The sequence below is a fragment of the Bradyrhizobium semiaridum genome (assembly GCF_020329505.1).
Taxonomy (GTDB): Bacteria; Pseudomonadota; Alphaproteobacteria; order Rhizobiales; family Xanthobacteraceae; genus Bradyrhizobium; species Bradyrhizobium semiaridum.
In genome coordinates, this window is the sequence record NZ_JAGKJJ010000057.1 from 1 (window position 1) to 7,522 (window position 7,522).

A 7,522-nucleotide genomic window follows, 5' to 3' on the forward strand; every position below is an offset into this window, starting at 1 on the left:
GCGCCGGCGGCTTGCTGCCGGCCTATGTCGAGCAAACCGGCGTCGATGCGGTGTCGATCGATTGGGCAACGGAGCCGGCGATGATCCGCGAGCGCGTGCAACCGCGCGCGGCCGTGCAGGGCAATCTCGATCCGCTGGCCCTGATCGCCGGCGGCGCCGCGCTCGATCGCGCGGTGGACGACGTGCTGGAGAATTTCGGCCAGGGCCGGCTGATCTTCAATCTCGGCCACGGCATCTTGCCGGAAACCCCGATCGCCCATGTCGAGCGGATGGTAGCGCGGGTGCGCGCGCATAAGCGGTGAGGCTTAGGGACGGCGTAGCCCGGATGAAGCGAAGCGCAATCCGGGCATCGCCCGACGCACGGACCTTCCCGGATTACGCTGCGCTCCATCCGGGCTACGCAGCGCCCTGCACCCTCTCGCCGTCACCCTGAGAGGATGACGGATCACAATGTATCTACCGCGCGTCCTCCAGGATCATGTCGGAGGCCTTTTCCGCGATCATGATCGTGGGCGCGTTGGTATTGCCCGACATCAGGTCCGGCATGATCGACGCATCGACCACGCGCAGGCCCTCGATGCCGCGCACCTTCAGTCGCTGGTCGACGACGGCGAGCGGATCGTTGCCCATCCGGCAGGTCGAGGTCGGGTGATAGACCGTGCTGCCGGTGCTGCGGCAGAACGCGAGCAGGTCGTCGTCGCTCACCACCTTCGCTCCGGGATAGACCTCCTCGGCGCTATACGCCTTCAGCGCCGGCGCGCCGCAACTGGCAGACCGATGCGGAGAAGCCCGAGAAAGGGTGCAGCTTCTCGCCCATCTTGTCGGTCGAGAACGGGATGAAGTGGATCTGGATATCGGGCGAGGCGAGGCGCGGGTTGGTCTTGAAGAATGCGCCCGAGGTGCCGGCCGCGATGGTCAGCGGTCCGCGGCGCAGCGCGGCATAATGCGCACCGGCCCAGATCCGCCGCAGCGGATTGTTCACGATGTCGTTGAGCGTCACGCGCTGCAGACAGCGCGTCACGATCCGGACCTGCAAATGGTCCTGCAGATCGTTGCCGACGCCCTGCGCGTCGAGCACGACGTCGATGCCGTGCTGCTTCAACAGCTCGGCGGGACCGACGCCGGAGAGCTGCAGCAGTTGCGGCGAGTTGTACGCGCCGCTCGACACCAGGACCTCTTTGCGCGCCATGGCCTTGCGCGGTTGCCCGTTCTGCTTGTACTCGACCGCGCTCGCGCGCTTGCCATCGAACAGGATGCGCTGCGCCAGCGCCGAGGTCTCGACGCGCAGATTGCCGCGCGTCAGCGCCGGCCGTAGATAGGACCATGCTGAAGAGGCGCGGCGGCCGCGCCGCGTCGTGGTCTGGAAGAAGCCGGCGCCTTCCTGGGTGGCGCCGTTGAAATCGGGATTGGTCGGAATGCCGGCTTCGGCGGCGGCACGAACGAAGGCTTCCGACAGCGGATCGTGGTGCCGCCAGTCCGATACCGGCAGCGGGCCGCCCACGCCGTGATACTTGTCGGCGCCGCGCTGCTGGTCCTCCGCGCGCTTGAAATAGGGCAGCACGTCGTCATAGCCCCAGCCGGCATTGCCGTGCTGGCGCCAGCGGTCGTAATCCTCGTGCTGGCCGCGTACGTACAGCAGGCCGTTGATCGAGCTGGAGCCGCCGAGCACCTTTCCGCGCGGCTGGAACACCTGGCGTCCGTTCAGCCCCGGCTCGGGCTCGGTCTGATACATCCAGTTGACGGATTTTTCCTTGAACAGCTTGCCGTAGCCGATCGGGACATGGATCCAGATGTTGCGGTCCTCGGGTCCGGCCTCGAGCAGCAGCACCGAGTGCTTGCCGTCGGCGCTCAGGCGGTTGGCGAGCACGCAGCCGGCCGAGCCGGCGCCGACGATGACGTAGTCGAATTCGAGTGTCTCGCCCGCATTGTTGTTCTTATTGTTCACCATTTCCCCCGTACGCGGCTTTGTTGATGTCGCAAACTACGACAGCTCGCAAAGCGGCGTCCAGATCGCTGCGACCGGAACGCTTCGAGGCATGGCTCGGCAGCGTCCCGCGCAACGCAGGATCAAGTGAACTCAGAGGCGACGGTCCACACGTCGGGGACCGCGCGCCTTCAACTCATCCGATGATCTGCCAATCGCTGGACACCACACCGGCCGAGGCGATGATGTGGGCGCCGGCAAGCTGGCCGTTCTCCCAGATCGACACCGCGCCGTTGTCGTTCTGCCAGAGGATGTCGCTGCGGCCATTGCCGTTGAAATCGCCGGTGCTCTCGATATGCCAGTCATTGCCGACCACGCCCGCGGACGCAATGATGTGGGCGCCGGCGACCTGCCCGTTATCCCAGATCGACACGGCACCGTTATCGTTGCGCCAGAGAATGTCCTGCTTGCCGTTGCCGTCGAAATCGCCGGTGCCCTGAATGTGCCAGCTGGTCGGAATCGCGCCGGCGCCAGCGACGATGTGAGCACCGCCGATCTGACCGTTATCCCAGATCGATACGGCACCATTGTCGTTGCGCCAGAGAATATCGTCGTGACCGTTGCCGTCGAAGTCGCCGGTCCCGGCGATATGCCAGCTGCTCGCGACGGCTCCGGCGGAAGCAATGACGTGCGCATTGCTGATTCCGCCGTCATCCCAGATCGACACTGCACCATTGTCGTTCTGCCAGAGAATGTCGCTGCGGCCGTTGCCGTCGAAGTCGCCGGTGCCCGCAATATGCCACGCGCTCGAGACCGCACCGGCATTGGCGATGATATGCGCGCCAGCCATCTGGCCGTTATCCCAGATCGACACCGCGCCGTCGTCGCGCTGCCACAGGATGTCGTTATTCCCGTCGCCGGCGAAGTCGCCTCTGCCGGCGATGTGCCAGTCGGCAGGAACGCTGCCAGCCGAGGCGATGATATGGGCACCTGCGAGGCTGGTGCTGTTCCACACCGATACCGCCCCATCGTCCCTGACCCAGATCGTATCGCTCGTGCCGCTGCCGTCGAAATCGGAGCGAACAACCGGGAAATCCGCCGGCGCGCCCAGCGCAAGACCGGCGAGCGAGGTGGTGCCCGCACCGATTGTTCCGAGATTGGTCGCCGCTCCGCTGCCGAGATCGATCTTGTAGAGACTGGTCGTGCCTCCGACGGTCAACTCGGCATAGCCAAAGCCGTTGGCCGGGCCATTCGGAATGACACCGGACACATTGCCCGGAATATCGAAGCCGCCCACGGCGGTAAAATCGAGCGGGTTGCCGTTCAGCGTGACGACTATCTTGGACGTCTCGGTTCCTGAATTCGGGGTGTTCTGAATGAACAGCGCATTGCTGACGGGATCGAGCGCGTACAGCGTGGTTGCTACCGCATTGGCTCCGACCGCTTCGCGGTTGCCGTTGGTGTAGGCAACCCCGATCACGCCCGATGAACCGATCGGCAGGCCGTTGATGAATGTGTCGGGATTTGTACCGTTCGACACCACGGAGCCGTCAACGGGCACGCCATTGTTGGGATTGATCCGGAAATTGAGACCCGAGCCGGTCGTGATACGGATGCGATCGGTTACTGGATCGAAGTCCATTCCGTAGCCGACCGACGAACTCGGCAGATCGATCGTCACACCGTTTGTACTCACGAATGAAATCTGGCCAGCCATGCCGACGACAGTCGCCGCGCCGGTCTGCGGGTCGATCACATAGAGCGAGCCGGAGTCATTCGTGGCATTGACGCCGAAGGCAAAAAGCTGCCCGGTGAACGGACGGTAGTCGATGCCTACGATCGTTTCACCGACCGTGACATTTGTCAGCGCCAGCGTCGTCGTTGTGCCCGGCGACGACGTATCGAAGCGAACGAGGTTCATGCCATCGGCGGTCAACGCGATCGCCGGCATGCCACCAACGTTGTCCTGCACGGCAAGGCCTTGAACTGGCGTCGCTCCGCTGAGGACGGTGCCGATGAGGGTCGTGACGCCGTTGACAAGATTGATGCTGTAGAGGGCCGTCGTGCCGCCGACGTTCAGAACGGCCGTTGCCGAGCCGGTCGGCACCGGGCTGCCGTTGGAGGGAGCGTTGACGCTGGGCCCGATGTCAAAGCCACCGACCGAGGTGAAGTCGAGCGTATTGCCGCCCAGGGTGAGGGTGATGCCGGCCGTTTCGATGCCGGCGTTGGCAGGATTCTGAATGAACAGCTTGTTCGAAGCTGCATCCAGGGCATAGAGGGTCGTGACATTGCCGTTGTTCGGGTTGTTGTTGGTGTAGGCGACCGCATCGACGCCAAGCGTGCCGCCGTTGATCGGGCCGTCGGGATTGATGCCGGCCACGCCACTATCGCCGTCCACGACCCGGCCGGTGTTCGGGTTGATCCGGAAATTCAGCCCCGTGGACGTCGTGACCCGGATGCGATCCGCGGCCGGATTGAAGTCGAAGCCGTAGCCTGCGGTCGCAGGGTCGGGAAAATCCACCGGCGTCATGCCGTCGGTCGTCATCGAAATGCCCGAAGCCGGGCCGCCGACCGGTGTGGCCAGACCGGTCAGCGTCGAGATCGCATAGAGCGTCGCGGTGTTGGCGGTGGCGTTGACGCCGAGGCCGTAGAGCATGCCGTTCTGTGGACGGAAGTCGATTCCGACCAGCGTTTCACCCGCGGCGATCCCGATGATTGCGGTAATGCCTCCGGACGTGGGGGAAGATGTCGAGAACGAAATGAGGTTCGAGCCGGAAAGTGCATAGGCGCGGGTGAGCACGCTGAGTCTCCGTTGTCAAAAGGAATAAGGAATATGGCAGTGGGCTGATCGTCTTGATCTTGGTGTGATCAAGGCCACGGAAGGTTCTGCGCTGAATTGTCACAACCGCTGCAGGCCGTGTGACGAAGCAAAGCACTCGCGTCACATTCGCTGAAAAGCGGCGTTAGCGTCCTGCGCTCAGCGCCCGGAGCAGTTGCCCAACGAGCATATTGAGCTCGTCGGCGCGCGCGGCGGCACCGTACACCCGTGTGATGCGAACCCGGGATCATGGTCCGTGGTCGGGAATGCTCATGCGCACACCTTCTGGTTGGCCGTTGCTGCTTTTCGTCGCGAAAAGGCTGCGGCGGATCAAGGCGCGTCGCTGGCCGGCATCCATTGCCGGGCGCGGTCGCGCGGCCGGGCCCCACGCATTTGTATCGATTTGTTAGCAATGCCCCTGATGGGACCGGCGCGCTCCGCGACGGTGGCTCGCAAGATTCGAATAATTCATAGTTTGTCAAAGGTTTGCGAGGAATTTTCACAAACCTGGCGCCGGGCCCAATCGCGCAAGTAACGTGTATGCGTAGCTACCTGAGTTCATATGTCGCGAAGTTGTTCGCGGGCGATCTGGCGGCCTTCGGGGCGCCGCCGACCGACGAGGCACTCGCAGGCCATATCCGCGCCGAGCAGGTCTCGCTCGTGCTCGGCTATTCGTTCGGCATCATGCTGGCGAATGCCTGCAACGCTCTGGTGCTGGCGATTGCGTTGTGGCAATCGCCCGACTGGGCGTTTGCCCTTGTCTGGGCGGCCGCGGTCGGCAGCGCCGCGCTGCTGTTCGGCCTCCAAGCGCGCACATCGCGGCGGATCGCCAAGCCGCAATTCGTCTCGCGCCGGACCATGTACCGCCTGGTGCGCAACGCGCTCGCGCTCGGTACCGCCTGGGGTATCGTCCCCGTCGCCTTCTTCGCCAACGCCTCGAGCGGCGCGCAGCTGGTGATCACCTGCCTGTGCGCGGGCATGCTGGCCGGTGGTGCCTTCGCCTTTTCCACCATTCCGATCGCGGCGATTGCCTACACCGCGCCGATCTTCGTCGGCACCGCGATCTGCCTCGGCCAGGAGGGCGACTATGTCTATTTGCTGGTCGCGGTCCTGGTCGTGGTCTACGGCGCCGTGCTGCTGCGCGGCGTGTTCGCCTATTCGTTCGAGTTCAGGCGGCGGATCATTGCCCAGCATGATGCGGAGCGGACAGTGCGCCAGGACATGCTGACGCGCCTGCCGAACCGCATCGCCTTCAACGAAGCGCTCGACCGCGCGCTGAACCGGCTGTCGCGCTCCGGCGAGGAATTCGCGGTGCTGCTGCTCGACCTCGATCGCTTCAAGGAAGTCAACGAGCGCTTTGGCCATCCGGCCGGCGACGAATTCCTGGTGCAGGTCGCCGCCCGCCTGCAGCGCTGCACGCGCGCCTCCGAGCATGTGGCGCGGATCGGACGCGACGAATTCGCGCTGATCATGTCCAATCTCACGCGCCCCGAGGACGCGCTCGCGATCGCCGAGCGGTTCGTGGCGGCGTTTTCCGATCCGTTCCTGATCGAACGATGCGAGGTCGCGGGCGGCGCCAGCATCGGCATCGTGCTGGCGCCGCGCGACGGCAATACTTCGCCCGACCTGCTCAAGCATGCCGACATCGCACTCTCGCGGGCGAAGAAAACCGGACCCGGCAGCATCTGCTTCTTCGAGGCTGATGACGACAAGGCGGCGCGCGACCGCCGCGCGCTGCAGCGCGACCTCGAGCGCGCCATCGAGGCGGACGAGCTGTTCCTGCTCTACCAGCCGTTCCTGGACATTCAGCAGGGCCGCATCACCGGCTTCGAGGCGCTCCTGCGCTGGCAGCATCCGGAGCGCGGGCTGATCCCGCCCACCGTCTTCATCCCGATTGCCGAGGAAAGCGGGCTGATCCATCCGATCGGAGAATGGGTGATCCGCCGCGCCTGCACGATGCTGGCGCGCTGGCCGGACCAAGTCCGGATCGCGGTGAACTTCTCCGCGGTCCAGTTTCAGAACGTCGGCATCCTGCAGACCATCGTGCAGGCGCTCACCGAGGCGAGGGTGGCGCCGGACCGGCTCGAGATCGAGATCACCGAATCGATGCTGATCTCGAAATACGGATCGGCGCCGGCGACGCTGAACGCGCTGCTCGACCTCGGCCTCACGGTCGCGCTCGACGATTTCGGCACCGGCTTCTCGTCGCTGACCTATTTGCGCAAGGTGCCGTTCAGCCGCATCAAGATCGATCAGTCCTTCATCCGCGACATGCTGAGCCAGCCGGATTGCGCGGCGATCGTCAAATCGGTGATCGCCCTCGCGAAGGAGCTCGAGATCGGCGTCGTCGCCGAAGGCGTCGAGACGGTCGACCAGCTCGACTATCTCAGGCAGACCAGTTGCGACGAGGTCCAGGGCTATCTGATCGGCCGGCCGATGTCGGCCAGCGAAATCTCCAGCATGCTCGGCCGCAACTCCTCCGTGCACGCCGCATAGTGCGGGAAGGGATTAGATAGCTCGCGGCAACGGTGCTGCGCTCCCTCCCCCGTTCTTACGGGGAGAGGGTTGGGGTGAGGGGCCGTCTCCACGTAGACGGCGATAGTTGAATTCGCGGAGGCTCCCCCTCACCCGCAGGCCAATCATCGCATATGAAGGGCGCTGGATGAGCCGCTGGCTCGCTTCACCTCTCCCGCTTGCGGGGGAGGTCCGATCGCATCGCAGATGCGATCCGGGTGGGGGCTATTTCCACAGTACGATTCGTGGAGAGACCCCCACCCAAC

General features: G+C 64.5%; 3 protein-coding genes and 1 pseudogene. 2 read left to right on the top strand and 2 right to left on the bottom strand.

Annotated features, from left to right (window positions below; all coding sequences use genetic code 11):
* The coding region (locus J6500_RS31300; protein ID WP_283842968.1) for a uroporphyrinogen decarboxylase family protein at positions 1-302 on the top strand (302 nt) is incomplete at its 5' end.
* Positions 303-456: 154 nt separating this feature from the next.
* Here J6500_RS31300 and J6500_RS31305 read toward each other — a convergent pair.
* Positions 457-1,948: pseudogene (locus J6500_RS31305) on the bottom strand (GMC family oxidoreductase).
* Between the two features lie 172 nt (positions 1,949-2,120).
* On the bottom strand, positions 2,121-4,724 hold the full coding sequence (locus tag J6500_RS31310) for a DUF4394 domain-containing protein (protein ID WP_225716558.1): 2,604 nt from the start codon (positions 4,722-4,724) through the stop codon (positions 2,121-2,123).
* A gap of 558 nt (positions 4,725-5,282) precedes the next feature.
* Here J6500_RS31310 and J6500_RS31315 point away from each other — a divergent pair.
* A complete protein-coding gene (locus J6500_RS31315; protein ID WP_225716559.1) occupies positions 5,283-7,238 on the top strand; it encodes a putative bifunctional diguanylate cyclase/phosphodiesterase in 1,956 nt (651 codons plus the stop codon).
* Positions 7,239-7,522: the final 284 nt, after the last annotated feature.

Excerpts from the sequence above, each read along its gene's own strand:
- J6500_RS31315 (WP_225716559.1), top strand. The coding sequence starts at position 5,283 with ATGCGTAGCTACCTGAGTTCATATGTCGCGAAGTTGTTCGCGGGCGAT.